Below are 25,578 nucleotides of genomic sequence, written 5' to 3'. Positions count from 1 at the left end.
CTCCAGGCAAGAAACTGACGAGGGGTTCTGGAAGGTTTTGTCTTCCAGAATGATGCTTGCATCATTTTCTTGTTATCAAACATTGTATTATCACATTCTGGACATATCATTTGATAAGATTTATCTTCGCTAAACTCGTTCAATTCATCAAGTACCCACTGGGGACCTCTTCTTCGTATCCGCAATGTTTGCATTTCATCAATACAGTTTTTTCTGTAGAACCATTCATCTTTACCTCCATTACCGTGCTTTGTGCGGTCACAAATATTGCATGACAGCAAGCTAGATCGCTTTACTTTCACACTTTGAATATTGGATGATTCTACTTTCTGCCATGGCGGGACGGCCAACATATCTCATGGCATAGGTAATGCAGGCATTTATATTTTGGGTGTTATTTCTAGCAGCGTATTCTTTGTCCGTTGTCATCGTTATTGCGTATACAAAGAATTCATTTTTATATTTTGTGTAAGATTATATCACCAGAATGAGTGTTGAAAAAAAACTATAAAACAAGCCAGGAAACTTCCTGACGATCAATTTGTTTGTAAGTTAAACCTGTTTAAAGTCGTTAACTTAGCCATGAGCCTCTCGCTTAACCCTAATATGGAACTTTTCCTATAAAACTCGTTCACTTTGAACATCAGGATATATCCTTGTAAAAAAGCATAGCTGACCCCTCTGAAACGCTGAAAATATTGTTTAAGATTGCTATGCAGTAAATTGACTTTTTCTAATGTGTAAGTCTCCACCTTTTTCTTTCCGCTTGGAATCTTGTGCGGTGATCTTTATGAGTCTTATTGCTGACTGAAAAAAGCAGCGGACCAGGGAGAGGAATCCGTAAAGAAAATGCTGCCGACATTCAAGAATGCTGCTATTGAAGAGACGTTCAGAAACGGCATGGCGGCAGGAAGAGAGGGCGATCACAAAGCTGCAGTCAGCTGGTTTCAGAAGGGCGCTGATATGGGAAATGCGGAATGTCAGTATAATTTCGCATTAAAATACTACAAGCGGGAAGGGCTTTCTTATTTTGATGTTTATATGACCCGTAAGCGGCTTCAGGCTGCGGCCAATCAGGGATTAAAGGCAGCTGAAGAGGCATTGAATACATTAATACCGGACTATCATTGATGCGGCTTCTCTGTTTTCACCTGCGATGAAAAGGGTTTCGAAGGAAGCTGTCGGAGAATGGTTGTTTCGCAGCCTGTGATGCCAGTGGTTATGCAACAGAAGAATACAAAGGACAAAGAGTCGCTTCATTCGACTGTTCTCTACAAACCAGAAACGATTATCAACCGTGAGGATAGGGCATTTACTACATGAATGACCAAGGAGAAATTATCCACTAAGCTGGGCTTAATCGCTCAGCTTTTTTCTTGAAAGGAGAAACTATGCGATACACAAGCGGGGCTATTTCGTAGTTTCCATTTAAGATTGAAAATACCGTGAGACGGGCTATTTTTTTTATAGACTTAATGAGATGTGATATGATAGGAATTATAAATAGGAGTATTGTCTATGAGTGAATTTCAGCATGTTATCGAGATTTTAAAAAAATCAAAAAGGGGAAAAGAAAAATTTAATATTTCTGAATTAGCGAGAATTTTTAATATTACACCGGAAACATTAAGAAGATATGAAAAGAAAAAGATTATTGAGCCACAACGACAAGAAAATAGTTATCGTGTCTATTCCTCTTGGGAAATTACAAAGATAATTCGTGCAAGACAACTTAGAATGGAAGGTAGTTCACTCGAAGATGTCAATAAAAATCTTTTTGGTGTTGAATGGATGCAAGATATTGAAAGAATCGAAAATCGAGAAAATGAATTAATGGAAGAGATAGAATCTAGACAAATGCTTTTATCATGGTTAAAAGAAAGAAAAACTACAATTAGAAAATTTGTCGATAGAAAAGATGATATATCCATTGAAAAAGTCGAGAAAATCTATTGTTGTATCTATATGGTTGGAAATACGTTAACCGATAAAGATTCTGAGAGATTGAAAGAATTGCAAAAATGGTTGGATGCATTGCCATATGTTTCAGTATACTACATAGGTACATCCAATTATATAACTGTATCTGTTGTTGGAATTACTGAAAGTCAGAGAAAACAATATCATTTAGAATACTTAGTTCCTGACTTTATTTTGCCAGATGCTTTTTATTTAATTCATAATGATAATGCGCAACATAATGTGTCTTTTGACACTTCCAATGAAAGTATAGATCGATGGTACAATTTAGTAAGAGGTTTGAATTATCAGGCAGAAGATTTATATGTTATTAAGATGATTGACTATTTTCAAAGAGACGGTGTTTATACTTCATACAATGAAATGATGATGCCTTTAAAATGAAAAATGATATTGACCTTAACTCTAGGTTAGACTTTACACTTAACCTAGGAGGAAGAAAGTGTGAAAGATAAATAGAAAATAAAAATTAAGCAGAAGAAGGCAATTTAAAAAGAGAAGATACGTCATAGCCACTTAGACGGAGATGTTCAATTGCTTCTTCATCCGTAAATTTGACAGTGGAAGTCGAGACTTTAGGATTCATTAGTTCATCATAATCACAAGGGTGAAACGATTCTCCCGTAAGTAACATGTGATAGATACAAACTAAAATCATTCTGGCAATCGCGGTAATGGCTTTCTTATGACCTCTGCGCTTCTTGATCCTCGAATACTTTTTGCCGAAATAAGAATCAGGATTCTTAATAGAAGCTAATGCACATTGAACAAGTAAAGGCTTGAGATATTGACCGGCTTTAGAAATCCGTACCGATTTCTTTTTCCCGGCAGACTCATTGTTGGCAGGTGCTAACCCAGCCCAACTTACAAGCTGCTTAGCACTGGAAAACAGCGACATATCATTTCCGATTTCAGACAAAATGAGAATCGCAGAAAGCAGTTGAATGCCGAGAATTGACGTTAAAAGCAGGCATAAATCCAAAAAGGGAGCAGCCCGGTTGAAAAGTTCAACTTCACAGGCGGCAATATGCCGATCCAGTTCCTCTAAATGAGAGAAGCAAGGGGTTATCTTGAACTTCTGATCTGATTCCAGTCTACAGTCTTTGACCGATTCAACAATCAAATCTTTATTCTTGCAGGAACGATGAGTGAGCTTACGAATGAGGTTTTCATCATTGGCCGCACTGGAATCGGAAAGAATCACATTCATGATAGCCTTGGCGGTTTTCCCAAAGGGATCGCTGAGAGCCGAAGCCAAGGCCACGTTGGAAACCGTCATGGAATTCTGAAAGCGATTGCGCTCGGAGGAGCGCATACAGACAAGTTTAAAGCGATAACGAGCAATTTCCCATAAAGCACGAATTTCCTTACTAGGAATAAAAGAAAAGCGGACAAGGTCATGCTTAAAAAGATCACAGATCCACTTGGAATCTTTCTTATCCGTTTTCTTACCTTTGATCGCTTTCACATATTTGGGGTGCGTGAGGAAAACATGGAGATGATCCTCGAGAATGTTAAAAACAAATCCAATACTTGCCTGTCGATTCCATACAGACATCATGGCAGTGATGGTCTAAGAGCCAACCTCGAAGACGATACAGATCACAATTCAGGGTTAAGAATGATTCCTGAAGATACTGCGTAATTTGGGTGTTCATGTCTGTGATACCCAGGGTGACCACGATCACATTCTTATGAACATCCAAACCTGCGCAGATAGGACGAAGGATTTTCATAAAAAAACTCCCTTCTCAATGGAAAGGAAAGGTGACCTTGACTGTCATCCAGGCAATCTACGACATCGTTAAGAACAATCTTAAGTGTCCGGGCTCAAAGTCCCACTTATTTGTGCTTGAAAGGATGACGGCAACTTATAAAAATTCAGGATATTCTATGAGTAAGAATTGCCTATTCTCCTCCTCGTGCTCTGCAGTATATCACCTCTCTTTCGTCATAACATATTTTTTGCGTTTATGAAGATTGAGTCTCTATCTTTCATGCAATATTTGTGACCGCGCATGGCGCGGTATTGGAGGTAAAAATGAAAAAAATATTATTATGTGTATTGCTTGCATTGTTAAGTATTAGTTTGGTCGCTTGTACAACAACAAATGAAGATAAACCAAGTTTAACTGACGGTACTTATACTGCGACAAAAAACGGATTTCAGGAAGGATACGAAACAGTAAGTGTAACTATTCAAGATAACAAAATTGCTAAAGTTCTTATTACTGAATCTACTGATTTTCCTGTAACGTTGACGACACCGGCATTAAAAGAAATTCCAACTGCAATTGTAGAACATCAAACTTATAATGTTGATACTGTAACTGGAGCTACAATGACTAGCCTAGCCATTAAGCTTGCAGTTAAGGATTGTCTTGAACAAGCAGGGGGAACTGAAGGATTTAATCATGCAGTTGAAGCTAAAGAACCTATCGTAAAAGAAGATATTACTACTAATATTTTAGTTGTAGGTGCTGGTGGTTCCGGCATGATGGCAGCATTAGAAGCTTATACTGACGGTACTGTAAATTCAATAAGTGGACTATCAGTTACTTTGATTGAAAAGGCTGCTTCAGTAGGTGGAATTACAAGTTTGTCAGGTGGTGTACACTATGTTTATACTGATGAAACTGGTGCTTATGATGAAGCCTGGGCAAATAAATGTCTAGAAAATGAGAAAGCCACTTTGCAGGCTTCGATGGAGTTAGAATTTAATGAAGAATTAATGAAAAATGAAATTCTAATTAACCAACATGCCAATCAGTTGATGAATGAAACAGGGGTTCAACAAGCAGATGCATGGGGACACATGACTTTTGCTTCAAATGATGATCATGTAGATCCAAAATGGAATGGATCATATTTTACTTACGCTATGGGGCCATATATTGAAAATAGTGGAATCGATCTAAGAGTAAATACAAGCGCAACAAGTTTATTGACAGATGAAACTGGTACTGTCATTGGTGCTAGTGTTCAAGATAAAGAGGGTACTTACAATATTTATGCTGATAAAGTGATTTTGTGTACTGGTGGATTTGCTCAAAACCAAGAACTAATTAAGAAATATGCACCTGGTTTTGAAAAAGGAATTGTATTCTCATCAGGAACAAATGATGGTGATGGTATTATCATGGCAGAAAAACTAAATGCACAAATTATTGGAAATAAAATGATGGGACATATTGGCGCTGATGGAAATGTAGGGGCTCGTCCAGATTTTGGGGCTGCTGTTTACTATGGCTGGAATATGCATCCATTTGTGAACATGAATGGAGAAAGATTTACAAACGAAGATAAAAGTAAATATCAAATCTATCATGACATCTTGAATCAACCTGAATTAACTGCGTGGGCAATTTTAGATGCTGATGATCCATTTGTCCCTGATTTAGAAGCTTCTACTTCTGAGTATGTTCATAAAGCGGATACTTTAGAAGATTTGGCAAATGAACTTGGATTACCATTTGATACTTTACAAAAAACTGTGCAAGAATGGAATGAATGTGTAGCAAATGGTAATGATGCTTATTTTGGAACAGATATTTCTCATATGCAAGAGTTAAAAGATGGTCCATATTATGCATATATTCTAAGACCAATTACAATGACATCAGAAGTTGGTGTTAAGGTTGATGGTGAATGTCGTGTGTTGGATGTAAATGGAACTGTCATTCAGAACTTATTCGCGGCTGGAGATATGATTATGGGAGGAAACATCGTGTCTTACTATTTTGATGCAAGAGGGACAGGAACTGCCTTCTATTCTGGAACTTTGGCTGGTAAAACAGCAAAGAACGAAAGTCTTGAACATTAAAGCATAAGTATTAAGAATTAAAAGAAGAGAGCAATTTCTCAGCAGTTCTTATTGGAAATTCATCAGATATTGTGAAAATAAAGAATGGAATTTTTCAGAGGCTGCTGAAAAAGCACAAAAAGTCAAAAAAGGGGAGTATCGTGAAAACGATCTCCCACTTTTTTGTCCAAAATATGTAAAAAGTGGCGATTAGATTCGATTACTTGCTAATTTTTAGAGCGATTGTGAGAGAAAGGTAAGCTAAAATTTTCACGCTTTCAAAAGCAGCCTACTTTTTCAGCAGTCTCAATTTTCCATCCTTTTTTTATGAGCTGTTGATCACGAATGTATAAGTAATTTAAATATTATTTAATAGTAAAACCTGTTTAATTGGTTGCGTATAGGATATGTTTTTTCTTCGGTCGCTGTTTCAAATACCTTTTGTATTATAGGCCATCCACTTCAAGGCGGAAGTGGAGCTAAAATGAGATAAAAAACTTATACAGTTAGCTTGACAAACCTGTCAAATAATAGATTTTCCCAAATCACTATTTTTATTCATTTGAATCATATTCTAGCAATTCAGCAACCATATGTTTGCATAAATTCCCTTTTTGAGCATGTGGACAGTCACAATAAGCATCAATGATTTGATTGTTATCATTAACAATATGAACATCATAAATAAATTCTCCTTGAACAGAAGCTTGTATTATATTACTTTCAAAAGAATACTCTAAAACTCTGTTATTTGAGTAATATTCAACCCCTCTTTCAAAAATAGCATGTAAAAATAAATTATGCCAATCTCTCATCTTTACCACCATTACCGCGCTTTGTGTGGTCACAAATATCACATGACAGCAAGCTAGATCGCTTTACTTTCACACTTTGAATATTGGATGATTCTACTTTCTGCCATGGCGGGACGGCCAACATATCTCATGGCATAGGTAATGCAGGCATTTATATTTTGGGTGTTATTTTTAGCAGCGTATTCTTTGTCCGTTGTCATCGTTTTTGCGTATACATAGAATCCATTTTTGTATTTTGTGTAAAGAAGATTTTTCTCTTTTTTAAATGAAGGACCTATTTCTTCTTCAATAAGACGTAAGAGTTCATACATAAAAGTATTTCTCAATTTTTTAAAGTCGAAATGATGAAAACTTTTCACTGCATTTTTATCTGGATTATAGGTTAATTCAGGAACTAGCGCGTGGATATGAGGATTCCATTTAAGATCTCTACCGAAGGTATAGATGGTGGAAATCATGCCAAAGTGTGTAGAATGGCGATAATTTTTATAAAGATAACGTGTATTCTTCAGACCTTTACGCTTGGCTTTTTTATAAAGACTATGATTTACGATAGCAGATATCGTATTTCGAGCTGCAATAAAAAGCAGGTTCAGTCTTGAGCGGTCTTGTCTAAACCAATCCCATAATTTATCAGAGATGATGAAGACAATATGTCTGTGAGGAACATCAAGGCAAAAAGAAACAGCTTTAGCCGCTAATTGTTTGGCATATTTGACACCACAAGCATTACAAAATCGAGAGTGACAGGAATGTGGAACAATCGATTCATTACCACAACGAGGACATTCAAAACGATCAAAACCAAGATACACAGTTCTACATAAAAGCATCTTCTCGATGTTTTCAAGAACACAAGGACGAAGCTTACCCGCTTGATCGAGATTGCGAAGCCAATCAATATTATCAAACATGATATTTTTAATAGGATGTTTGATTTCAAAATCCCGTGTATCACAATGGTTAAAATTTTCTTTATAATCACAATATAGATTTAGGTTCATAGATATATTATGGGAATTATTTCTGTTTTTGACAATTCTCTTATAAAGCGGTCGATTTTAATTGGCCCTTTGTTCTATTGAATCTAAAAAATAAAATGTGATCTATTTATCTCAAAAAGATTGACTTTCGATATATATGTGATATATTTATCTCATAAAGAGAGAAATAAATCTCTTGGAGGTGCTCTGATGAATCGAAAGTCAATGACACGTTGGCTGATCGCCGGAGGTCTGGTTCTGGCGGTGATGCTGGCATCCTGTGCTTACTCCGTTCTTTACAATGAAAGCCGCTGGGTCGCACCAATGGACTTATCCACCTATCAGTTCCGGATTCAGGATCTGCCGATGCTGATCGCGGTGCCGCTGTTTGCCGTGTATATTCTGGCGCTGGGCTTCCGTTTGTTTCAAGCCGCAAGACGGCAGCGTCTGCAGGGACAGCCGGGCTACACCCGGCATCTGGATCCACGGATGGGGCTGTTTGGTTTATTTGGATTTCTGGGCTTTCTTGGTTTTTGGACCTATGCAACCCAGCGCGTGATCTTTCCGTTTTTCTTCTTCATCTTCTTCGGCTTTTTCGGCTTCTACTACGAAGGCAAGCTGTCTGATACGCTGGCGGATGAAATGTTTGAGGAACACCGTCTGAAAGCGCAGTTAAAAGCGTATAAGATCGGCATGAGCCTGATCTTCCTGATGCTGTGGCTGGTCGGCTTTGGTTTATTCAGTCAACAGCTGGACTATGTTGCGATCTATCTGACGATCGGAATTTCCCTGGCCTATGCCGTTACGGTGTTCATGAGCGAATATCTGTTATATCGCTATGAACGTCAGGAGTAGAACGATGCCGGAATTTACCTGTCAGTTAAAACAATACCGCGTCGCCAAGGGTCTGACGCAGGAACAGCTGGCGGAGCTCGTCCATGTCCGCCGGGAAACGATCATGCGGCTGGAAAAAGCCCAGTACAACCCGTCGTTAAAGCTGGCAATCGATATCTCCCGCGTTGTTGATCAACCTATCGAAAAGCTTTTTATCTTCGATTAAGGGATTTCGCTTGACCCGGACGCCGCGTCCGGGCTTATACTCAGACTGCGAGGTGATGAAACGATGCGGATTAACGAAGCGGCCGAACAGCTGGGATTGAGCCAGCGGGCGCTGAAATACTATGAAAAGGAAGGGCTGCTGGAAGTCCGGCGGGATGAAAACGGCTACCGTAATTACAGTGCGCAGGATTTGGAGCGGCTGAAAAAAATATCGCTGTACCGCAAACTGGGCATTGCGATCAAAGATATTGAAAGTCTGTTAAATATAGAAGATCCCGCACGGCTGCGGGAAATTCTGGCGCAGAAGCGGGATCAGCTGCAGCAGGATCAGACTCAGCTGCAATCGTTGGAAAAATATTTGAACGACGGCAATCTGGATGAGGCGTTCCAGCAAATCGATTACGAAACGATCGGCCAGGCAATTCAGGATATGTTCCCGGGCTTTACCGGTTATTACTTTATGCATCACTTTATGCCGTATCTGCAGATGCGGATCACGACGCCTGAGCAGCAGGCCGCATATCAGCGAATTCTGACGTTTTGGGATACGACGACGATTCAAGTCCCGCTGTTTACGCGGCTGATCAGCTATCTTCAATACAAGCTGAATCGTCTGAATTTATTTGATCAGACGGAAACGATGGAAAAGCGCATGCGGCAGATGATCGAAATGAGCGATCACGATTATGAAAAACTGAAAAAACAGGTGTTAAGCGGAGTGAAGATGAAGACGAGCTTCCCGATGAAATACCATCCGGCCTTCGTCAGCCAGCGTAAATTCATGAAACGGCTTCAGGATGCGGGATATAATGATATTTTTATTCCAAGCATGATCGAGCTGTCGCCAGCTTACAAACGCTATCATGACGCGTTGACAGCGATTAATCAGCGGCTGTGCGACGATCTGGGCCTGTATTACGATTCCAACTATGTGTTGAGGATGAGGAAAAAAGACTCAGTTCAAGCATAAAGGCGGCGCAAAATATGGACAGATTTCGCATGAGATGTGTCCATATTTTGCGATTCCGGGTTAAAAATTCTGACATGCTTTAGCTGCTCCAGAGAAATATCTCTGGTTTTTCATTGGAATCCTTAAAAAAAGCTTGACCTGGAGTCGACTACAGGTGTTAATGTAATAGAAGACGAAATGAGGGATCCTGGATGAAAAAAGATGCGCCGTTAGTTGTCGTGATCGACGGCCAGGGCGGCATGATCGGAAGGAAGCTCTGCGATCAGCTGCTTGAGGGTAAGCCGGATCTTTCGCTGTTAGCGCTGGGCACCAACAGCGCCGCCACCTCGGCGATGCTCAAAGGCAAAGCGAAGCAGGGTGCGACGGGGGAAAACCCGGTTCTGGTCGCAGCGCGGAGGGCCGCGGTGATCGCCGGTCCGGCGTCGATTGTCGTCGCGGATTCGATGCTCGGGGAAATCACGCCGAAGATGGCGTCCGCGATTGGACAGAGTGAGGCGGAAAAGGTTCTGATTCCGCTGAACCGCTGCGGTATTCTGATCGCCGGGGTGCAGGACTGCCCGGTCGACGAGCTAATTGAAAAAGCGGCGGCGATGATCCTGAAGCTGATCGCCTGATTCCCGGTTCCGGCTGCAGCCGGAATCTTATGTCTTACCGGAAACAAAAAAGCGAATGCGGAAATCACGAAGGTTTCCAAGCGGCAGAGCACTGTTGTTTTTGAGTAGGAGCAAACAAAGATGAAAAACACGAAACACTTAATTATTACTGCCTTGTGTATGGCCTTGGGCGTCGTTTTGCCGATGGCTTTCCACATGATTCCCAACGCCGGCAGCGTGATGCTGCCGATGCATATCCCGGTTCTGCTGTGCGGCTTAGTCTGCGGACCGATTCTCGGTTTGATCTGCGGAATTTTCACCCCGGTTTTATCATCACTGATCACGGGCATGCCGGGGCCGGCCTATCTGCCGAGCATGATTTGTGAGCTGGCAGTGTATGGTTTGCTTGCCGGAGCGATGATCAAGCTGATCAAAACGGAAAAACCGCTGGTGAATCTGTACGCTTCGTTAATCACAGCGATGATCGGCGGCCGGATTGTTTATGGCTTGATGAACGCTTTGATTTTCAGAGCCGGGGCGTATTCGATTCAGATGTGGATGACGGCTTCGTTCGTCACCGCGCTGCCGGGGATTATCCTGCAGCTGCTGCTTCTGCCGGCGGTCGTTTACGCATTGCAGAAGGCGAAACTGGCGTGAGTGAACTGAACGAGATTCTGCTTTGGCATGCCGGACAGTACCCCGTGATGCAGCCGCAGGATGCCGTGAAGCTGATTTATCAGAACGAATTCGGCTGCGAGCATCTGATCGGGGATCCGGCGGGCATGCTGGAGTATTTAAAACGGGAGATCGCTGAGAACGCACAGCGGAAAGTCGAACGCCGTTGGGATGAGATCGGCAGCGGTCTGGTCCGGTTGCATCTGGCCGGGCTTAAGGAACAAGACGCGGAAGCGATCTTTGACGCAATGCGGCAGACGGCCGCTCAGCATTCAGGATCGGAGGACAGCTTTCAGTCCAAGCTGAAAGAAATGCGCCGGTTATGCCAGGAAGACAAGCTGCCGTTTGACGAACAAACGCTGGACGCCTGGCTGGCCGGTTATCCGGGCGGGCCAGTACATCATTCCTCTGTTTTCCGCAGTCAGCATCATCCGGCTTATCGGGTTGTTTTGCGCAGCCTGGCCGCGGGCATGAGCGATCAAAATTTCTGAATACGATGTTCCGGAGAGCGAAGGAAAGTTAATATTGAAAGCAGGAAGAGAAACTGAGAAACGGCCGGCTGAAGCGGGGTGATCTCAGTTTTTTCTTTATTTCTTAGCAGCGACAAAATGATTCCTGGAATGATATAATCAAAGAATAAGGAGTCTGACGCATGTTAAATCAAAGAATATTAGAAAAATTAGTGAATTTTACTGATGAAGAAATCGCGAATCTCAATGGAAGGAAGACGGTTGATAAAAGTATTTTCATCAATGAATCGAGTAATATTGTGGATGGAGATAAACTTGTGTTCAATGATCAGCAGCTTGCGGTGCGCAAACATGCCCGCTTTATGGATTATCCAAAGCATAAACACAATTATATTGAGCTTATTTATGTTTACAGCGGTCAGTCAACCCATATCATTGGCGAAAGAAAAATAAAGATTGGAAAGAATGAATTATTACTGTTGAACCAGAAAATTGAGCATGCTGTTGAATACTGCGGAGAAGAGGACATCCTTTTTAATTTCATTATTAAACCTGACTTTCTGGAATTTTTATGTACGATGATCAAAAATGAAAATCAGGTGCTTAACTTTATTTTTGACGCCTTGTATTCTTATAAGAATGCAGGCGAATATCTTATATTCAAACCCCAAAATGGTGAGTTGATTAGATCATATATTGAATCCATCATTACAAAGCTTTATGAACCCCAGTTAAACAATGAATTGGAGCTGAAGCTGCTTGTAGGCTTGTTATTGTGTGAACTGATGAATCATCCGGAAGATATTGAAGCTGAACAATCCAATAGCCCTGATAAGCTTGTTATCAGTCTGATCTTGAAGTACATCGTCAGCCATTATCGGGATGGGACACTGGACGAATTATCAAATCAGATTCATATTCCCAATTATCAACTCTGTAAAATCATAAAAAAACAGACGGGCAGAACTTTTGTGGAGCTTATTCAAAATGAACGAATCCAGGTTGTGGCGAAATTATTAAAAACAACGGAAATGCCAGTTGCGGATATTATGACTGAGATAGGATATGAAAATACAACCTATTTCTATCATCTATTTAAAAAATTCTATAATCAAACACCGCGAGAATACCGCCGTACAAACTCCATGGCAAAATAAGACAATCAGAAAAGCAAACAACGTTATGTTTTCGGAAGAATATCTTTGTTAAGGTAAGTATAAGGTAAAATCCAGTGAATCAGGAAATGATCAGGAACAACGAAGAAAAATTGACCTTGAAATTAATGAAATAAAGATGCGGTAATTCAAGGAGGAGCGTATGAAAAGACTGATTGAAAATCTAACAGGAACCAACGGCAATTATTGTTATCCTTTTTTCTGGCAGCATGGTGAATCACAGGAAAACTTAAAAAATATTTTGGATCAAATGCGTGAACAAGGGATTATGAATTTTTGTGTTGAGTCCCGTCCGCATCCGGATTTTCTTGGCGACGGTTGGTGGGCGACCCTGGATTTTCTAATTGCGGAAGCCAGAAAGCACGGAATGAAGATGTGGATTCTGGATGATGCAAAATTTCCAACAGGTTATGCGAATGGAAAGGTTCCGCAACCATATCGCAAACGATATCTGGATTACCGCCGTTACGATATCGCTGGAAAAGGGTGTGTGGAATTAGATGTATCCATTTTTGCGGATATCCGTGCCTTTGCTAAGGATAAACGACATCAGAACGATCGTTTTTTAATGGCGGTTCTGGCGGAAAATGATCTCAGGGAAAAACAGGCGTTTCGGGAAGACTCGCTTCAAGATGTCAGCGACCATTATTCAGAAGGAAAACTGACATTGCTGCTGGAAGGCGGACATTACAGTGTTTTTGTTTTGTATGAAACGGATTGCGGCGAAGAGAAAACAAAAGATTATCTGGATCCGATGCAAAAAGAAGCTACGCAAATTTTAATTGATGAAGTATATGAAAAACACTATCAGCGGTATGCGGACGAATTCGGGAAGACCCTTGTCGGCTTTTTTTCTGACGAACCTCGATTTGGCAATACAAAAGGAACGGAGGCTTTGATCGGACGATCCGTGATGCCTTTGCCTTGGAATGCGGAAGTCATTCGTCAACTACGAGAAACTCAGAATTTTACGGAAGCGAAGCTGGTACTTCTGTTTTTAGGTAAAAGCGAGGAAGCTTCATGCCTGCGGCAAGCTTACATGGATATTGTCACAGATTTATATAGTAGGAACTTCTCACAGACGATTGGAGACTGGTGCCGAATGCATGGCGTTGATTATGTCGGACATACGATTGAGGATAATAACGCTCATTCCCGTTTGGGCTATGGCGCAGGACATTATTTCCGCGGGATCGCAGGCCAGACAATCGCCGGGATCGATATCATTGGCGGACAAATTGTGCCTGGTATGGACTATGAACACGAATCATTCAGCAACGGCGGCAGCGACGGAGAATTTTATCATTATGCTTTAGTTAAACTGGGAGCTTCTTCAGCAAAGCTGGATCCCGCTAAAAAAGGCATTTTGATGTGCGAAGCTTTCGGCGCTTATGGCTGGATAGAAGGCTTGAAAATGATGAAATGGATTACGGATCATATGTTAAGCCACGGTGTGAATTTAATTGTTCCGCACGCGTTTAACCCTGCCCCTTTTCCTGACCGGGATTGTCCGCCGCATTTTTACGCACAGGGGAATAATCCACAATATCCTTATTTTCATCGTTGGACAGCCTATGCCAATCGACTATGCCATCTTTTCAGCGGGGGATATCATCAGGCTGAGGTTGGGGTACTTTACAACGCCTTTGCCGAATGGTCTGGCGAAGCGATGCCTGTCCAAAAGGTGCTGAAAGTTCTGCAGCAGAATCAGATTGAATGTGATGTGATCAGTGAGGACTTTCTAATGAACGCTCAAATAGAATCTAAAGGTTTAACTATAAATGGTTACCGATACAGCGTCATTGTTGTTCCGGCTGCCAAGCGTCTGCCAAAGCCGCTTTTAGATAAACTTGGCGAAATTGCGGAACAAATCACGGTCATCTTTATTGATCAGATGCCAGAGTATGCCGAATTAAAAAGAGGTCAAACAAAAACGCTGGCGTTATTGCCTGTAACATTAGAAAAGTTTAAAACATTAAAAACATCACGATCTGAACCCTCGCTAACAGTTTATCGCTACAAACTCCCAGATGGTGAAGTAATTATGCTGAATAATGAAAACATTATTGAAACAATCGATACGGAAGTGGAAATCAAGGCCGAATCCTTACTTCTCTATGACGCTTATGAAAATAAAACGGCACGCCTGGAAAGCACTAAAACGGAAACCGGCATTCGTTTTCATCTGCGCTTAGAGCCTTATCAATCAATAGTGCTGGTCAGCGGCAAAGAAACTCATAAACGTCCAGAAAAAGGAATGCTGCTTGCTGAGATTGACGAAGCGCAGCTGTCGTGGAAGGCTTTTGACCAGACGGAATATTCCGCGCCTCAGCTTGTTAAAATTGACAATCATCTTGCGGATGCGATGCCTTACTTTTCCGGGTCCTTGAAATATGAATTAGATCTGGCTTATGACTCGAAAATCGCTTTTCTGGAATTGAAAGAAGCATTTGAAGTCATTGAACTGATTGTGAATGGAAAATGTGAAGACATCCGGATTGCGCCGCCCTTCTGTTTTGATTTAACTGAAATTCTACAACCAGGAAATAATCATATCGAAATCATCGCAACCAATAATCTGGCGCGGAAAATGCGGGACCCGATGTCTTCGTATCTGGCTCTTGAGCCGCTTGGATTAACGCAAAGTATCAGGCTCTATCAATGTCGGCATGAAGTAAAGCAAGCCGCCTAAAAGCTTTGGCGCAGCTAATAGAAAATTTAAGAAGTTTGTTTGCTTGTCTATTTTAGAAAGAGGGATGAAGAAATCATGGATCGATTTCAGGAATCAAAACGACTTTATGAACACTTGGGAGTGGATGTGGACGCCGCATTGCGAAAACTAAGCGATTTTCCAATCTCTATGCATTGTTGGCAAGGCGATGATGTCGTTGGCTTTGATGGCGCTGGCGCCCTTTCCGGCGGTATTCAGACAACCGGTAATTATCCAGGCAGAGCTCGTACCCCTCGCGAATTGATGGAGGATATCGACGCTGTACTGGCATTGACGCCAGGAAAAAAGAGATTAAATCTGCATGCCAGCTATGCCGTTTTTGAAGGTGATCAAGTAGATCGCGATCAAATCAAACCGGAACATTTTCGGCCTTGGATTGAATTTGCGAAAGACCGCGGCCTCGGTCTCGACTTTAATCCGACGTTGTTTTCGCATCCGAAAGCAGCAGGACTTACCTTATCCCATCCTGATCCGGAAATCAGGAAGTTTTGGATTCGTCATTGTCAGGCTTGTCTTCGGATCAGCGAAGTGTTTGCAGAAGAATTGAATACCTATTGTCTGATGAATATCTGGATTCCTGACGGATTAAAAGATATTCCGGGTGATCGCATGGGACCGCGCCGGAGGTTTATGGAATCTCTGGACGAAATTCTTTCGCTGGATTATGACCGGAATAAAGTTCTGGTAGCCTTAGAATCTAAAGTCTTTGGTATTGGTATGGAATCGTATACGGCAGGTTCTGCGGAGTTTACAATGAATTACGCATTATCACGGGGAATCACGCCTTTAATGGACAATGGACATTATCATCCTACAGAGCTTGTTTCCGATAAATTATCGTCAATGTTGCTTTTCCATCCTAAGGTTGCGCTGCATGTTACCCGGCCGGTACGCTGGGATAGTGATCATGTTGTATTATTTGACGATGAGACCAAGGAGATAGCGAAGGAAATTGTGCGCTGCGATGCATTGGACCGCGTACTTTTAGGGTTGGATTTCTTTGATGCAAGTATCAATCGAATTGCAGCGTGGACGATCGGAATGCGCAATATGCAGAAGGCAATGTTATATGCGTTATTGATGCCGATGTCCCGTCTCAAGGAAGCTCAGGATAAGCAGGATTTTACAACTCTGCTGATGCTGAATGAAGAATGTAAGACCTATCCATTTCAAGATATTTGGGATTATTATTGTGAAAGTCAGCAGGTGCCGGTCCGTGAAGAATGGTTTCTTGCCGTGCGGCAGAGAGAAGCCGCGCTGCTCAGACAGAGAGGGGATTAAGTAATGAGCGTTTTGGATCAGGATTTTGTACAAGACTTCATTCGGATGTGTGCGGATGGATATCACCAGGGATGGCATGAACGGAATGGCGGAAATTTGTCTTATCGGATTCTGCCTGAAGAAATTGCGGTAATTTGCGATCAGCTGAACGAGTCCGGCGAAGAGTTCCCAATTGGGACAGAGGTCCCTTCTTTAAAGAATGAGTTTTTTCTGGTCACAGGTTCAGGAAAATATTTTCGCAATGTAGAATTAGATCCTGAGAATAATCTGGCAATTATCAAAATTGATGAAACTGGGAAAAACTATCAAATACAATGGGGATTGGCCGACGGAGGAAAACCTACAAGCGAGCTGCCGAGTCATCTGATGAATCATGCGGTAAAAAAAGCTTGTACTAAAGGGTTGTACCGAGTTGTTTATCACGCCCATACGACCAATGTCATTGCGTTAACATTTATTCTTCCGCTGAATAACGAAGTTTTCACGCGGGAATTATGGGAAATGGCAACGGAATGTCCGATTGTCTTTCCAGATGGGATTGGCGTTCTGCCCTGGATGGTTCCGGGCGGTGCGGAAATTGCAGCGAAAACAGCTGAATTGATGAAGGTTTACGACGTTGCTGTCTGGGCGCATCACGGCATGTTTGCAACGGGAGAAACCTTTGAATCTACTTTTGGATTAATGCATACCGTAGAAAAAGCCGCTGAAATTTTAATTAAGGTTTTGTCCGTTCGTTCTGATAAGCGTCAGACCATTGAACCAGAACAGTTCAGACAACTGGCGGAAGAATTTCAAGTTTTGCTTCCGGAGACGTTTCTTTTCGAGAAAGAAAAAATTTAGTTAAATAATTGACAGAAAGAATTGTTTACAGTACACTAATAGCAGATGAGATGTTACTTGTTCAAGGCATGATCATCATTACATTAGAAAGTTCGGAATGGATGTTACTCCCTTGAGGCATGACCATTACAGTAGAAATCTGTAGTATGCTTTGAGGGATTTTTATTTTCAAAGGAAGCGGGTGATGAAATGTGCAGGTCATAAGGAAACTCAATAACAACGCCGTTATCTGTAAAGACAGCCGGGGGCAGGAAATGATTGCCTTGGGAAAAGGCATCGGGTATGGCGAACTTCCAAGGGAAATTTCATTAAATGATATTGAACGGTCTTTCTACCACATGGAAGCGAAGGATGAGCGGATCATGCAGGATCTTCCTGCCGATGTCGTTATATTTTCTGCGAAGCTGCTGGATATTATCACTAACGAATTACCTTATGAGCTCAGCTCTAACGCTGTGCTGCTGCTTGCCGATCATCTCGCTTTCGCGATCGAACGCAATAAACGTAAAATCAGGTTGAAGATGCCGATTTCCTATGATGTTCAGCAAATGTATCCGCTGGAGTATAAAATCGGTAAATATGTACTAAGAAGGGTGCAAAAGGAATTCCAGGTTGAGCTGCCCAACGAAGAAATTGCGGCAATCGCGATGAATTTGATCAATGCTAAAGCCGTCAGTACGGATCTCAAGGAACAGAATGAAATTGAGCTGTATAAGGAAATGCTGGATAAGATTACGGAAATTGTGGAAAATGTCTGTCATCTGATTATCGACCGGGATTCTTTCGATTACGCCCGTTTCGCAACTCATCTGCACTACTTATTCCAGCGGGTTCGCAGCGGCCGTGCGATTGATACTGAAAACCTTAAATTATACAAGCTCGTCAAAGAAGAATATCCAAAAGTGTCGGAATGTGTGGATCAGATCAGTGAATGCCTGTTAAATCAATGGCAAGTCCAGTTATCCGAGGAAGAAGAATTATATTTAATTCTGCATGTAAATCGAATTTGTGTCAAAGAAGGATTGTAATCTGTGAAGGCAGAGCATGACCTCCTGTCGCTAAGAATTGTTAAGCGCTGGGAGGTTTTTATTTAGAAAAGGAGAAAAAATGAAGCAAAACATTATTTATTTTGTAGCTGATCAATTACGTGCTGACGCGCTGGGACATCTTGGCAATACAGCGGCACATACTCCGAATCTGGACGGCTTAGCGAATGAAGGTGTTTCTTTCTCGCAGGCATTTTGTCAGAATCCCGTTTGTGTGCCTTCCCGATGCAGCTTTTTAAGCGGTCTATACCCACATACCTTGGGTCATCGTACTATGCATTTCTTACAAAATGAAGAGGAGCCTAATCTTCTCCGCACAATGAAGGAAAATGGTTATGAAGTGATCTGGTGTGGTCGTAACGATGTCATTCCTGCTGATCGGGATAAATCAGATTATTGTGACGATTATTTTTCCGGAGTTAAGCTGGCGAATACAAAAATTGTTTCCTGCTCCAGTACTTCCAATGCCAGAATTCAGACGGATAATTCAAATTCAGAAGATTTTTATTCCTTCTATGTTGGTGAAACTCCAAACGGACAAGGTAGTGCAATGGATGATCAAATTATCGCTTATGCCATGAGATACCTTGATTTGAAGAGTAAAAAGAAAAAGGATAAACCATTCTTTCTCTATATCAGTTTGGGATTTCCTCATCCGCCTTATGGATGTTCCCGTCCTTTCTATGGACTAACAGACCGAAATGCGTTAAATGCCAAAAGACCCGATCTGAGGTTTACCCAGGGAAAACCGAGTATGCTTCACAGCATTCATTCCAGGCAGAATTTAATAAACTGGGATGAGCTTCAGTGGAATGAGCTGCGAGCGACCTATCTGGATATGGTAGCTCAATTAGACGCCCAGTTTGGAAAATTGAAAACCAAATTGATCGAGACGGGTTTAGATGAACAAACCACAATCTTTGCCTTCAGTGATCATGGCGATTATACGGGTGATTACGGCATTGCAGAAAAAGTACAGAACTGTTTTGATGATCCGGTATGTAACATTCCTTTGATTATTCGGCCTGCGAAAAGTCTGAACTTCAGGCCGAGAATCACACCTGCCTTGATTGAATTAACGGATCTGTGTGCTACAGTAGCGGACATTACCGGTATATCGTTGAATTACACACATTTTGGGAAATCATTAAGACCTGTTCTGGAAGGCTGTGATAATCATCGAGAAGAAATTCATTGCGAAGGCGGCCGGATTCATGGTGAAGAACAATGTATGGAAAAAGGTCATGGACCTGAATCCCATTATTGGCCAAGATTATCAGCGCAGGCCAGTGAAGGCCCAGAACATACCAAAGCTCTGATGTTGAGGAACAGTCGGTATAAATATGTGAAACGCCTTTATGAAGACGATGAATTTTATGACTTGGAAACAGATCCGATGGAATTGAAAAACTTAATTCATGATTCTCGTTATTTCAATCTAATTCATGAATTCGAACGGAAAGCCTTGGATTTTTTGCTAAGCACTACGGATTATGTACCTAACCGAAAAGATCGACGCTGACCTTACGCTGCGGCTTAACCTACTTGATGCCGAACGTAAACTGAAAGGAGAATCTATGAAAATTATTGAGATTATCGAACAATTACAGAGACATTGCGGGGATTCTTATTTCGGAAAGAAAATTATGGATGCAACTACCCGTGATCAGATTCTTTATGGAGACCCGAATCAGGAATGCACGGGAATTGTGACCACCTGTTATCCATCCATTGATGTTATTGAGAAGGCGGGTCAGGCGGGATTCAATTTTATTGTTACCCATGAGGCAATGTTCTGGAATCACGGCGATCATACAGAATAGCTGATCGAGAATACCGCTTTCCAGAAAAAAGAAGCTTTGCTTAAAAAATACAACATCTGTGTCTGGCGCAATCATGATCACATTCATGCGGGGATTTTAATTGATGATAAGCGTATTGATGGAATCTTCTATGGGCTGAGCAAGATGTTGGGATGGAATGATTATTGGGTGGACCCTGAGACATCGTTTCCGCAAGCTTATGTTGTTCCGGAGATGAGCGTTGCTGATATGGCAGAACTTTTGATTCAGAAATTCCGCCTGAATGGAGTACGATTTATCGGAAATCCCAACTGTAAAATAAAAAAAGTGTATGTTCCTATGCATATTCTTGGACATGCATCTGACAATGATGCGATCAAAAAGATTAACGATGAAAATATTAATTGTTTAATTACCTTGGAAATGGTTGATTTTACAGTTTGTGAATATATGCGGGATGCCGGTATGTTAGGTGAAGATCGCTGTATCTTTGCGCTAGGTCATTTCAATACGGAAGAAATTGGGATGGAGTTCTATGCTGAATATCTTCAAGAACACGTCATTAAAACTCTGCCGGTTCGTTTCCTGCAGTCCGGCGACGCCTATACCTATATTTCTAAACCACAGCGCTGAAAAAGCGGACAATCGTGATTTTTTCAGCGGAAGCGCGCCCGCTGTCAAAATATAAAAATGAATGAAAGAGGAGAAAGATTATGGTTAAAGATGTTAAACAGGCAACAGCTGAAATTATTGCAGCTGCCGGCGGAAAAGAAAATATCGCAGCCGCCACCCACTGCATGACCCGTCTTCGTTTGAATTTAAAAGATGAAGGTCTTTCCAGCGACGAAGCAATTAACAAAATAGAAGGTGTGATCAGTGTTGTTCATGCCGGGGGACAGGTTCAGGTCGTCATCGGGCAGGGCGTTGATAAGGTCTACGATGAATTGTGCAGAATAGCAGGATTTGAGACACAGAACAGAATATCAGAAGATCTTGATAATGTTAAAACAAAAGAAAAGCTAACGCCCAAAAGTGTGATCAATTCCATGATGGGGGCGCTAAGCGGCAGTATTACGCCGATTTTGCCGATCTTTATCGCTGCTGGTATTTTCAAAATGATCGCGGTCTTGTTTGGCCCGAAAAACTTCGGTTTATTAACGGAAACAAGTCATTTATTTATGTTATGCAATATTGTCGGCAGCGCAGGGTATTACTTCCTGCCGTTCTACGCAGCATACAGCGCGGCGAAGAAATTTAATTGCAATCCGATTATGGCCCTGTTGTTTGCAGGAGTCATGCTGCATCCGGACATGTTGGCGATTGTGTCGTCAGGGGAAGCGTTCACCGTTTATGGAATTCCGATGAAGCTGGTCAGCTATGTGCAGGCAGTCATTCCAATGGTTCTGATTGTCTGGGCAATGTCTTATGTAGAAAAGTGGTTGAAAAAAGTCTTGCCGAATATGGTCAGAACGATTGGCTTACCAGTTCTGACAATGGCGATCATGCTGCCGGTTGGTTTATGTGTTTTAGGGCCTGTCTGTACGATCATCATGGGATGGATTGCAGACCTGATTGTTTGGCTGTCTTCGACGGTTGGAATTCTGGCAATGGTTGTTGTCGCGGTTCTATGGCCGCTGGTTATTTCGTTTGGGATGCATGTGCCGGTTATGACGGCATTATTGCCAGCCTGGATGGAAATGGGATTCGATGCGATTGTCAGTCCGGCGACGATTGCACAATCAATGGCCGCAATCGGAGCGGAATTAGGCTATGCTTTAAGAAGCGATGGTGTAGAAAACAGAAGTTTGGGCTGGAGCTGTTTTGTAACGAATGTCACGGCCAATATTGGTGAACCTTGGTTATATGGAATTTATCTGCGGGATAAAAAAGCGATGCTGTGGCATGCGATTGGTGCGGCTTCCGGAGCACTGACCATGGGACTGCTGGGCGCAAAGGTCGTTATGTTTTCCGGCGTAGGCTTTCCGTGGTTAAATCCACTGCGATTTGGCGAGGATATGATTTTAGGTGCGATTGGTTGTATTGTCGCTTTCGCGGTTTCCCTCACGCTGTCGTTGCTTTTCGGTTTCACAAAAAAAGACGCATAACTATGATGATACTCTACCCTGCGGTACGCCGCAGGGTAGGAATTTAACCAAAGGAGGAAAAATATGCCTTTACGAAAAGATTTCTTATGGGGCGGCGCATTAGCGGCAAACCAGTGTGAAGGAGCGTGGAATGAAGGCGGCCGGGGTCTTTCCAATGCAGATGTTCTGCCCTATGGACCTGATCGTATCGCTGTGATCAAAGGCGACCGGGCAATGCTGAAGCCTGATGCCGAACATGATTATCCGGCTCAGACCGCAATCGATTTTTATCATCATTATAAAGAAGATATCGCGATGTTTGCGGAGCTGGGTTTTAAAACTCTGCGGTTATCAATCAGCTGGGCGCGGATTTATCCCCATGGCGATGATGAACAACCCAACGAGGAAGGGCTGCGATTCTATGAAGATGTCTTTAAGGAATGCCTGCGGTATGGAATCGAGCCGCTGGTCACGATAACGCATTACGATATCCCGATGCATTTGGTTACCGCCTACGGCGGCTGGCGGAATCGTAAATGTGTTGAGTTTTATAAAAAGCTGGTGACGACGCTGTTCCAGCGCTATCGCGGTTTAGTGAAATACTGGCTGACCTTCAATGAGATCAACATCATGACCAGCGCCTGTTTTATGGCTGCGGGACTTATATTTGAAGAAAAGGAAGACCGTTATGCTTCTATCTATAATGCCGTGCATCATGTACTGGTCGCCAGTGCCTGGGCGGTGAAACTGGGTCATGAGCTCATGCCGGACGCTAAAATCGGCTGTATGCTGAACGCCGGAATCTATTATCCGAAAACCTGTAATCCTAAAGACGTTTTAGCGGCACAGCAGGAGAATCGTAAACACTATATGTTCAGCGATGTGCAGGTCCGCGGCGCGTATCCGGAATATGTTCTTAAAGAATTTGAACGTCAGGGTTACGAATTACCTTGGCAGGAAGAGGACGAAGCAATTTTGAAGAACACTGTTGATTTTGTCTCTTTCTCGTATTATTCTACGCGCGTCGTCGAAGCGAACGCGAAGGGAAAATATGATTCTAATCTGTTGAAATCCGCGGATAATCCCTATCTGGAACGGGAACCTTGGGGCAGGTTCATGGATCCGACAGGCTTAAGAATTACGATGAATGAAATTTATGACCGCTATCAGCTGCCGTTATTTATTGTGGAAAACGGATTGGGTGCGGTAGATGAACCTGATGAAAACGGAACTGTTGAAGACGACTACCGCATCCGTTATCTGCGCAGCCATATTGAAGAAATGAAAAAAGCGGTTGAACTGGACGGCGTACCGCTGCTTGGTTATACCTGCTGGGGCCCGATCGATCTGGTCTCCGTAGCCACCGGCGAGATGCGCAAACGGTATGGCTTTATCTATGTGGATAAGAATGATCAGGGAGAAGGAACGTTGAAACGCACAAAGAAAAAATCCTTCGCCTGGTATCAGAAAGTGATCGCGTCCAATGGCGAGAATCTGGATTAAGAAAGCGAGGTGCAGGGATGAAACTATTGATGCAGTCCGACGATTACGGTATAACACCGGCCGTCGCCCGGGGAATTGTTGACGGGATTGAAAAAGGAATTCTCCGCAATACCGGGATGTTCATGAATATGCCCTGGGCTGAAACCTGCGCTGATTGGATTAAGCCCTGTTTAAACGAGATTGCGCTGGGCGTCGATCTGAATTTGACAACCGGAGCGCCGCTGAGCGCGCCGTCAGATCTGCCATCGCTGGTTAATGCGCAGGGACGTTTTTACACAAGCTGGGAAAGCCGGAGAATGGACAGCGAACAAAATCGCGATCACGCGCGGATCGACGAGGTCCGCAGAGAACTTAATGCTCAGATTCAGAAATATATTGAACTGTTTGGAAAAAAGCCTGACTATCTGCATTCCCACGCCTATGAAACGGAAGCGATCTTACAGGTTCATCATGAATTGGCGAAGCAGTACGACGTGCCTTACTGCTCGGATATCATGAAGACGCTGACGGGGAAGACGATTCAGGAATACCGGATCGGCTGGTATAAAAAGCCGGCGACGCTGGAGAATCAGGCGGCTTCTTCACTGAAGGATTATATTTTGGAGCACAGCGCGGAATTGCTGAGTCAGGAATATTGTCTGTTGATCGGTCACATGGGGTATGTCGATAAAGCGCTGATGGAGCTCTCCACCTATTCGCTTTACCGCCTCAACGATCTCGATGCCGTGGTCAGCCCGGAGATGATCGACTGGATTAATACAAACAAGGTAGAACTGATCACCTATAAGGACCTGGCGGGACTGCATAAGAAATGATGACCTTAACGCTTCTCAATTTACAGGTGACCCTGCTTACCTATATGGGAATTGGAGTCGTGTTAAGCAAAACCGGAATGATCCGCGACGGCGATCAACATTTTCTCTCAGAGTTGGTTTTAAACGTCCTGCTGCCGATCAGCGTTTTTGTTTCCTTTGTGGAAAACATATCGTTTTCTCTGCTGAAAAGTCTGGCCGGCGTTTTATTCGCGGCGATTTTGCTGGAAATGCTGATCTATCTGTTTACAAAACTTCCGCTTCAGAAAGATTTAACGCCGGGGCAACGTTCAGTTGTGCGCTACAGCTATCTTGTTTCCAACGGCGGTTTGATCGGCACTCCAGTGATTGAAGGGCTTTATGGCTCGGTCGGCGTGATGATCTGCAATGTCTTTTTGATTCCGACACGGATTCTGGCATTTGCTGCCGGCGAAAGTTTGTTTAATCCGGAAATTCATAAGAGTAAAAAAGCAATTTGTTATTCGATTCTGACCAACAAGGTGATCGTCGCGATTGCGCTGGCTCTTTTAGCGAGCGTCAGTCCTGTAGCGGTACCTGTTCCTGTTTTTACAGCGCTGAAAGCCGTGGGAAAATGCTTATCCCCGTTTTCACTGATTGTGATCGGCAGTCTGCTTGCCCAGAAAATAACGTGGGACCGGGGTATCATGAAAAAACTGGCAATCCTGTGTTTCTACCGGTTGTTCGGGATCGCCTTCGCGGCCTTGTTTCTTTGCAAGGGAATCGGCCTGGATGCACAATGCACCACGATTGCGACGTTATTGCTGGGGATGCCGGCGGGCAGCACGGGCGCGATCTTTGCGAAGAAATACGGCGGAGACTCCATGTTTGCCGCAGCCGCGGTTTTTGTGACAACGATCGTATCCACAGGTTCACTGGTGATTTTAATGGCAGTGATTGAACGAGTACTTTAATCCGAAATGGTAAGAAGGAGTGGAA

General features: G+C 42.7%; 24 protein-coding genes and 1 pseudogene. 21 read left to right on the top strand and 4 right to left on the bottom strand.

All coding sequences use genetic code 11. The annotated features are described in order from the left end of the window. Positions 1 to 353 (bottom strand): annotated as a pseudogene (locus tag DWY25_RS17830) (hypothetical protein); the annotation flags it as partial. A 496-nt stretch (positions 354 to 849) separates the two neighbouring features. On the opposite strand from DWY25_RS17830, the gene DWY25_RS04285 reads away from it, so the two are divergent. Together DWY25_RS04285 and DWY25_RS04280 are read left to right on the top strand one after the other, a co-directional pair. Then, complete coding sequence (locus DWY25_RS04285; protein ID WP_117894129.1) at positions 850 to 1,131, top strand: SEL1-like repeat protein; 282 nt, start codon at positions 850 to 852, stop codon at positions 1,129 to 1,131. A 387-nt stretch (positions 1,132 to 1,518) separates the two neighbouring features. After that, on the top strand, positions 1,519 to 2,364 hold the full coding sequence (locus tag DWY25_RS04280; RefSeq protein ID WP_117894126.1) for a MerR family transcriptional regulator: 846 nt from the start codon (positions 1,519 to 1,521) through the stop codon (positions 2,362 to 2,364). Between the two features lie 85 nt (positions 2,365 to 2,449). On the opposite strand, the gene DWY25_RS04275 is transcribed toward DWY25_RS04280, so the two are convergent. Then, positions 2,450 to 3,541 (bottom strand): IS110 family RNA-guided transposase, encoded by a 1,092-nt coding sequence (locus DWY25_RS04275; RefSeq protein WP_117894123.1) that lies wholly within the window; start codon positions 3,539 to 3,541, stop codon positions 2,450 to 2,452. Positions 3,542 to 4,021: 480 nt separating this feature from the next. Between DWY25_RS04275 and DWY25_RS04270 the strand changes: the two genes are divergently transcribed. Beyond that, positions 4,022 to 5,803 (top strand): FAD-dependent oxidoreductase, encoded by a 1,782-nt coding sequence (locus DWY25_RS04270; RefSeq protein ID WP_117894120.1) that lies wholly within the window; start codon positions 4,022 to 4,024, stop codon positions 5,801 to 5,803. A gap of 533 nt (positions 5,804 to 6,336) precedes the next feature. Here DWY25_RS04270 and DWY25_RS04265 read toward each other — a convergent pair. Together DWY25_RS04265 and DWY25_RS04260 are read right to left on the bottom strand one after the other, a co-directional pair. Beyond that, positions 6,337 to 6,597: an SWIM zinc finger family protein gene (locus DWY25_RS04265; protein ID WP_181981693.1), complete on the bottom strand. Its 261-nt coding sequence runs from the start codon at positions 6,595 to 6,597 to the stop codon at positions 6,337 to 6,339. 53 nt (positions 6,598 to 6,650) lie between these two features. After that, entirely contained in the window at positions 6,651 to 7,601 is a 951-nt protein-coding gene (locus DWY25_RS04260) for an IS91 family transposase (RefSeq protein ID WP_117894114.1), read from the bottom strand. A 189-nt stretch (positions 7,602 to 7,790) separates the two neighbouring features. Here DWY25_RS04260 and DWY25_RS04255 point away from each other — a divergent pair, with 189 nt between their 5' ends. The 18 genes from DWY25_RS04255 to DWY25_RS04170 all read left to right on the top strand — a co-directional run bounded on the left by DWY25_RS04255 (position 7,791) and on the right by DWY25_RS04170 (position 25,553). Continuing rightward, complete coding sequence (locus DWY25_RS04255; RefSeq protein WP_244925926.1) at positions 7,791 to 8,435, top strand: DUF3796 domain-containing protein; 645 nt, start codon at positions 7,791 to 7,793, stop codon at positions 8,433 to 8,435. A 4-nt stretch (positions 8,436 to 8,439) separates the two neighbouring features. Then, entirely contained in the window at positions 8,440 to 8,640 is a 201-nt protein-coding gene (locus tag DWY25_RS04250) for a helix-turn-helix transcriptional regulator (RefSeq protein ID WP_006057449.1), read from the top strand. Positions 8,641 to 8,703: 63 nt separating this feature from the next. Beyond that, entirely contained in the window at positions 8,704 to 9,609 is a 906-nt protein-coding gene (locus DWY25_RS04245; protein ID WP_117894109.1) for a MerR family transcriptional regulator, read from the top strand. 191 nt (positions 9,610 to 9,800) lie between these two features. After that, positions 9,801 to 10,223, top strand: a complete 423-nt coding sequence (locus DWY25_RS04240; protein WP_006057451.1) for a DUF3842 family protein — start codon at positions 9,801 to 9,803, stop codon at positions 10,221 to 10,223. Positions 10,224 to 10,343: 120 nt separating this feature from the next. Then, positions 10,344 to 10,859, top strand: coding sequence for an ECF transporter S component (locus DWY25_RS04235; RefSeq protein ID WP_117894106.1), 516 nt, complete (start codon positions 10,344 to 10,346; stop codon positions 10,857 to 10,859). Continuing rightward, complete coding sequence (locus tag DWY25_RS04230; RefSeq protein WP_117894103.1) at positions 10,856 to 11,368, top strand: hypothetical protein; 513 nt, start codon at positions 10,856 to 10,858, stop codon at positions 11,366 to 11,368. Before DWY25_RS04235 ends, DWY25_RS04230 begins: the two co-directional genes overlap by 4 nt. A gap of 161 nt (positions 11,369 to 11,529) precedes the next feature. Further along, a complete protein-coding gene (locus DWY25_RS04225) occupies positions 11,530 to 12,504 on the top strand; it encodes an AraC family transcriptional regulator (protein ID WP_117894100.1) in 975 nt (324 codons plus the stop codon). A 160-nt stretch (positions 12,505 to 12,664) separates the two neighbouring features. Further along, complete coding sequence (locus tag DWY25_RS04220) at positions 12,665 to 15,214, top strand: glycosyl hydrolase (RefSeq protein WP_117894097.1); 2,550 nt, start codon at positions 12,665 to 12,667, stop codon at positions 15,212 to 15,214. A 75-nt stretch (positions 15,215 to 15,289) separates the two neighbouring features. Then, positions 15,290 to 16,534, top strand: coding sequence for an L-rhamnose isomerase (locus DWY25_RS04215; protein WP_181981692.1), 1,245 nt, complete (start codon positions 15,290 to 15,292; stop codon positions 16,532 to 16,534). Positions 16,535 to 16,537: 3 nt separating this feature from the next. Then, positions 16,538 to 17,374, top strand: a complete 837-nt coding sequence (gene rhaD / locus DWY25_RS04210; protein WP_117894094.1) for a rhamnulose-1-phosphate aldolase — start codon at positions 16,538 to 16,540, stop codon at positions 17,372 to 17,374. Positions 17,375 to 17,628: 254 nt separating this feature from the next. Continuing rightward, positions 17,629 to 18,402, top strand: coding sequence for a BglG family transcription antiterminator (locus tag DWY25_RS04205; RefSeq protein ID WP_244925925.1), 774 nt, complete (start codon positions 17,629 to 17,631; stop codon positions 18,400 to 18,402). Positions 18,403 to 18,481: 79 nt separating this feature from the next. Beyond that, a complete protein-coding gene (locus tag DWY25_RS04200; protein WP_117894089.1) occupies positions 18,482 to 19,942 on the top strand; it encodes a sulfatase family protein in 1,461 nt (486 codons plus the stop codon). A gap of 55 nt (positions 19,943 to 19,997) precedes the next feature. After that, positions 19,998 to 20,243, top strand: a complete 246-nt coding sequence (locus DWY25_RS18070) for a Nif3-like dinuclear metal center hexameric protein (protein ID WP_181981691.1) — start codon at positions 19,998 to 20,000, stop codon at positions 20,241 to 20,243. Between the two features lie 36 nt (positions 20,244 to 20,279). Then, complete coding sequence (locus tag DWY25_RS04190; RefSeq protein WP_181981690.1) at positions 20,280 to 20,855, top strand: Nif3-like dinuclear metal center hexameric protein; 576 nt, start codon at positions 20,280 to 20,282, stop codon at positions 20,853 to 20,855. An 80-nt stretch (positions 20,856 to 20,935) separates the two neighbouring features. Beyond that, positions 20,936 to 22,327, top strand: coding sequence for a PTS transporter subunit EIIC (locus DWY25_RS04185; protein ID WP_117894080.1), 1,392 nt, complete (start codon positions 20,936 to 20,938; stop codon positions 22,325 to 22,327). A gap of 63 nt (positions 22,328 to 22,390) precedes the next feature. Beyond that, complete coding sequence (locus DWY25_RS04180; protein WP_117894077.1) at positions 22,391 to 23,809, top strand: 6-phospho-beta-glucosidase; 1,419 nt, start codon at positions 22,391 to 22,393, stop codon at positions 23,807 to 23,809. A gap of 17 nt (positions 23,810 to 23,826) precedes the next feature. Further along, positions 23,827 to 24,624, top strand: a complete 798-nt coding sequence (locus DWY25_RS04175) for a ChbG/HpnK family deacetylase (RefSeq protein ID WP_117894075.1) — start codon at positions 23,827 to 23,829, stop codon at positions 24,622 to 24,624. After that, entirely contained in the window at positions 24,621 to 25,553 is a 933-nt protein-coding gene (locus DWY25_RS04170) for an AEC family transporter (protein ID WP_117894072.1), read from the top strand. Before DWY25_RS04175 ends, DWY25_RS04170 begins: the two co-directional genes overlap by 4 nt. The last annotated feature ends 25 nt before the right edge of the window (positions 25,554 to 25,578 follow it).

The organism is Holdemania filiformis (assembly GCF_003459085.1).
Classification (GTDB): Bacteria; Bacillota_I; Bacilli_A; order Erysipelotrichales; family Erysipelotrichaceae; genus Holdemania; species Holdemania filiformis.
The sequence above is the reverse complement of the archived record's forward strand: the minus strand, read 5'-3'. Positions and strand labels throughout refer to the sequence as shown.

Excerpts from the sequence above, each read along its gene's own strand:
- DWY25_RS04225 (WP_117894100.1), top strand. The coding sequence starts at position 11,530 with ATGTTAAATCAAAGAATATTAGAAAAATTAGTGAATTTTACTGATGAA.
- DWY25_RS04180 (WP_117894077.1), top strand. The coding sequence starts at position 22,391 with ATGCCTTTACGAAAAGATTTCTTATGGGGCGGCGCATTAGCGGCAAAC.
- DWY25_RS04285 (WP_117894129.1), top strand. The coding sequence starts at position 850 with ATGCTGCCGACATTCAAGAATGCTGCTATTGAAGAGACGTTCAGAAAC.
- DWY25_RS04235 (WP_117894106.1), top strand. The coding sequence starts at position 10,344 with ATGAAAAACACGAAACACTTAATTATTACTGCCTTGTGTATGGCCTTG.
- DWY25_RS04275 (WP_117894123.1), bottom strand. The coding sequence starts at position 3,541 with ATGATGTCTGTATGGAATCGACAGGCAAGTATTGGATTTGTTTTTAAC.
- DWY25_RS04260 (WP_117894114.1), bottom strand. The coding sequence starts at position 7,601 with ATGAACCTAAATCTATATTGTGATTATAAAGAAAATTTTAACCATTGT.
- DWY25_RS04200 (WP_117894089.1), top strand. The coding sequence starts at position 18,482 with ATGAAGCAAAACATTATTTATTTTGTAGCTGATCAATTACGTGCTGAC.
- DWY25_RS04265 (WP_181981693.1), bottom strand. The coding sequence starts at position 6,597 with ATGAGAGATTGGCATAATTTATTTTTACATGCTATTTTTGAAAGAGGG.
- DWY25_RS04280 (WP_117894126.1), top strand. The coding sequence starts at position 1,519 with ATGAGTGAATTTCAGCATGTTATCGAGATTTTAAAAAAATCAAAAAGG.
- DWY25_RS04215 (WP_181981692.1), top strand. The coding sequence starts at position 15,290 with ATGGATCGATTTCAGGAATCAAAACGACTTTATGAACACTTGGGAGTG.
- DWY25_RS04205 (WP_244925925.1), top strand. The coding sequence starts at position 17,629 with ATGATTGCCTTGGGAAAAGGCATCGGGTATGGCGAACTTCCAAGGGAA.
- DWY25_RS04170 (WP_117894072.1), top strand. The coding sequence starts at position 24,621 with ATGATGACCTTAACGCTTCTCAATTTACAGGTGACCCTGCTTACCTAT.
- DWY25_RS04255 (WP_244925926.1), top strand. The coding sequence starts at position 7,791 with ATGAATCGAAAGTCAATGACACGTTGGCTGATCGCCGGAGGTCTGGTT.
- DWY25_RS04250 (WP_006057449.1), top strand. The coding sequence starts at position 8,440 with ATGCCGGAATTTACCTGTCAGTTAAAACAATACCGCGTCGCCAAGGGT.
- DWY25_RS04240 (WP_006057451.1), top strand. The coding sequence starts at position 9,801 with ATGAAAAAAGATGCGCCGTTAGTTGTCGTGATCGACGGCCAGGGCGGC.
- DWY25_RS04185 (WP_117894080.1), top strand. The coding sequence starts at position 20,936 with ATGGTTAAAGATGTTAAACAGGCAACAGCTGAAATTATTGCAGCTGCC.
- DWY25_RS18070 (WP_181981691.1), top strand. The coding sequence starts at position 19,998 with ATGAAAATTATTGAGATTATCGAACAATTACAGAGACATTGCGGGGAT.
- DWY25_RS04245 (WP_117894109.1), top strand. The coding sequence starts at position 8,704 with ATGCGGATTAACGAAGCGGCCGAACAGCTGGGATTGAGCCAGCGGGCG.
- DWY25_RS04220 (WP_117894097.1), top strand. The coding sequence starts at position 12,665 with ATGAAAAGACTGATTGAAAATCTAACAGGAACCAACGGCAATTATTGT.
- DWY25_RS04270 (WP_117894120.1), top strand. The coding sequence starts at position 4,022 with ATGAAAAAAATATTATTATGTGTATTGCTTGCATTGTTAAGTATTAGT.
- rhaD (WP_117894094.1), top strand. The coding sequence starts at position 16,538 with ATGAGCGTTTTGGATCAGGATTTTGTACAAGACTTCATTCGGATGTGT.
- DWY25_RS04175 (WP_117894075.1), top strand. The coding sequence starts at position 23,827 with ATGAAACTATTGATGCAGTCCGACGATTACGGTATAACACCGGCCGTC.